The organism is Microvirga tunisiensis (assembly GCF_009296175.1).
Classification (GTDB): Bacteria; Pseudomonadota; Alphaproteobacteria; order Rhizobiales; family Beijerinckiaceae; genus Microvirga; species Microvirga tunisiensis.
On the sequence record NZ_VOSK01000531.1, the window covers coordinates 1 to 3,144 of the forward strand.

Here is a 3,144-nt window from a genome sequence, read left to right on the forward strand (position 1 = left end):
CAAGAACCATGCAGGTAATGACGACCCGTGCAGGGGCACGAAGACGGAGGAACACCTGCGTGGGAGCCCCGCTCCATCGTGGGATCAGGCTGCCGAGATAAAAGGCAAAAAGGAACGTGTCGAGATGGCCGACTGACAACCCTGGGGCGAGCATCACCATAAGCAGCACCAGCGCACCTGTAATTACAACTGGCAGAGTGCGGGTGCCCAGCCAATACAGAGCTGGGAAAGCCACTGACGCGGCGATTTCGATCCTTATCGACCAGGCTGGGGGGTTCAGGCTATGGCTCCAGCCGGCGGCATTGAGCAGGATCTCCTTCAACCCTGGATCGCTCTTATAGTACCCATTCATCCAGCTTGTTGCTTCGACAAACTCCACCTCTTCAAAGTATAAATAGTACGCCAAAGTAGAGGCGAGAGTCACTGCGCCAAGAAGAGGAAGCAGACGAAATGCGCGTCGGATGTAGAAGGCAACAATTTCTTGTCTTCGGAGATCTCCAGCCCGCGCTAGCGATAGCGTCAGAACTGTTCCGCTCAACACAAAGAACAGAGTAACCGCTGCAGTACCATTGAAAATCGAAATCAGAATGTGCTGGGCGATGAGCCATCCAGCATCCATGTTCAGTGGGAGCTTGAACACATCGTCGTGGTCATTCACCCGAAATACCAGCAGGGCGTGGAAGACAACGACGACGGCTGCGGCCAGTCCACGTAAGCTGGCGAGACCTTCTGAGAAGGCAGGTAGAGAGCTGGATCCAGTGGTAATCCTTTTCATGCAGTCGACCTTGTTGCTCGGTGCGCATGCACTGTGCGGTTACGGGTTGGATAAATGTTCGCAACTTTGTTCGTGTGTTCGTGGCTGCGCCCAGGCTATTGAACCGCGCTCGGCGGTTCAGGTGCGCAGGAAGTCTCGCGTCGGCGAGCAACATCAATCCTGCGGACTAACCAGCCTATGGAGAAGAACGTCTCCGGCGAAGGGCGAGATGGACTCTGTTCATTAGCTCATATCTTGTGCCACAACATCGAAGTCTGGAATTTTATGTGGAAGAACTCAACCCGGCCTTGGGAGTTACCTCCGGCTTGTCCAGAAGCTCTCTTGGCATGATTAGCGGCAAAGCATTCGCGATTGTTCATGCCGGTGCCAACGACGTACTGCTTCGCTGCACCCCTGCATTGCAACCGTCCCGCTTGATCTTACCGCCGATGACAGGCAAAAGGTTCCTAGCGAATAAGGACCCGGTGCAACTCCGGGTGGCTCTTCCGGCCGCCGATCCGCCGGACAATCCAGCAACCAAGCCCTTCAGCAGCCTCGCCATCATGCGGGCTCTGCTTTCCTGTGCTGTCTGGAACCCAATGACCTTTATCGAAACCCTACGCCGTGACTGGCTCTCCAACGTGCGGGCCGATGTGCTCGCCGGTATCGTCGTCGCCCTTGCCCTGATTCCGGAAGCGATTGGCTTCTCGATCATAGCAGGCGTCGATCCGAAGGTTGGGCTTTATGCCTCCTTCTCCATGGCCGTGATCATCTCGATCACCGGCGGCCGCCCGGGCATGATCTCGGCGGCAACAGCCGCAACCGCCGTGCTGATGGTCACCCTCGTGCGGGATCACGGCCTGCAATACCTCCTGGCCGCGACGGTCCTCGCCGGGGTCATTCAAGTCCTGGCGGGCCTGTGCCGCCTCGGCTACGTGATGCGCTTCGTGTCGCGGTCGGTCATGACGGGCTTCGTCAATGCGCTCGCCATCATGATCTTCATGGCGCAGTTGCCCGAACTCATCGGCATGCCATGGCAGACCTACGCCATGATCGCCGCAGGTCTCGCCATCATCTATCTCTTGCCGCGAGTCACCAGGACCATTCCCTCGCCCCTGGTGTGCATCATCGTCCTGACGGCTCTCACGGCGTATCTGGACATCGACGTGCGCACCGTAGGCGATCTTGGCGCCCTGCCGGATAGCCTGCCGGTGTTCCTGATGCCTGACATCCCATTCACCTTCGAGACGCTCTGGATCATCCTTCCCTACTCGGTCAGCGTTGCCGCCGTAGGCCTGCTGGAGAGCCTGTTGACGGCCGCCATCGTCGACCAGATGACAGACACCGGCAGTGACAAGAACCGCGAGGCCATCGGCCAGGGCATTGCCAACTTCTGCACCGGCTTCATCGGCGGCATGGCGGGCTGCGCCATGATCGGACAGTCGGTCATCAACGTGAAGTCCGGCGGGCGCGGGCGGCTGTCGACCTTCGTGGCCGGTGGGTTCCTGCTGTTCCTCATCCTTGTCCTGAGCGATCTCGTGCGCATCATACCGATGCCGGCCCTTGTGGTCATCATGATCATGGTCTCAATCGGCACCTTTAGCTGGTCGTCCCTCAACGACCTGCGCAAGCATCCTCGACGCTCCAGCCTCGTCATGCTGGTGACCGTCATCACGGTCGTGGGCACGCACAACCTGGCTCTCGGGGTCGGCGTCGGAGTCCTGCTCTCTGGCATCTTCTTTGCCTGGAAGGTGGCACAGATCTTCCGCGTCACCTCGACCCTGACCGCTGATGGCCAGGAGCGGGATTACCTCGTCGAGGGGCAGCTCTTCTTTGCCTCGGCGGACGACTTCATGGCGGCGTTTGACTTCAAGGAGCCCCTCAAGCGGGTCCGGATCGACGTTAGCCGAGCGCACATCTGGGACCTGACCGGCGTCAACGCCGTAGATCGGGCTGTCCTGAAGTTCCGCCGCGAAGGTGTCGAGGTCGAGGTTGTCGGCCTCAACGAGGCGAGCACGACCATCATGGACAAGCTGGCCGTTCACAACGAGCCGGGAGCTCTGGAAAAGGTCTTCGGTCACTGAGGCTATGCCGCGCGTGGTATACCCCGCGCGGCCCAATTCCACGGAGGGCTTCCGCTTAGCGCCTAGCCCTCGCTCTTGTTTCCATGAACGCAGGGGCGGGCCACACAGGCCTTCCGCGGACCTACACCCAGAACAGGGAATGTCGCCTCATGTGAAGATGCTATGGGGCTTCCGGCGAAAGCGATGGCATCCTTGGCGCCGGTCACGAACCGATGGAGCGCCCCATGGCAAAGCCAGACGATCTCAGCCGATCCCTCGTCCCATTCGAGCAGAGCAGCACGCTCGTCGCCGTCATCGAGATGAGCC

Annotated in this window: 3 protein-coding genes and 1 other annotated feature; of the genes, 1 reads left to right on the plus strand and 2 read right to left on the minus strand. The window is 59.6% G+C overall.

The window, feature by feature from the left end:
* Nucleotides 1–775: acyltransferase family protein (locus FS320_RS40720; RefSeq protein ID WP_152718217.1), on the minus strand; the 775-nt coding region annotated here is incomplete at its 3' end.
* A gap of 454 nt (nucleotides 776–1,229) precedes the next feature.
* Nucleotides 1,230–1,285, plus strand: a sequence feature (sul1 is cis-regulatory element that is thought to sense ions involved in sulfur or methionine metabolism; They are found in Alphaproteobacteria).
* Between the two features lie 68 nt (nucleotides 1,286–1,353).
* Here FS320_RS40720 and FS320_RS40725 point away from each other — a divergent pair.
* Nucleotides 1,354–2,838, plus strand: a complete 1,485-nt coding sequence (locus FS320_RS40725) for a SulP family inorganic anion transporter (RefSeq protein WP_152718219.1) — start codon at nucleotides 1,354–1,356, stop codon at nucleotides 2,836–2,838.
* A 62-nt stretch (nucleotides 2,839–2,900) separates the two neighbouring features.
* On the opposite strand, the gene FS320_RS47350 is transcribed toward FS320_RS40725, so the two are convergent.
* On the minus strand, nucleotides 2,901–3,144 hold a 244-nt coding region (locus tag FS320_RS47350; RefSeq protein ID WP_210252246.1), incomplete at its 5' end, for a hypothetical protein.

Excerpts from the sequence above, each read along its gene's own strand:
- FS320_RS40725 (WP_152718219.1), top strand. The coding sequence starts at position 1,354 with ATGACCTTTATCGAAACCCTACGCCGTGACTGGCTCTCCAACGTGCGG.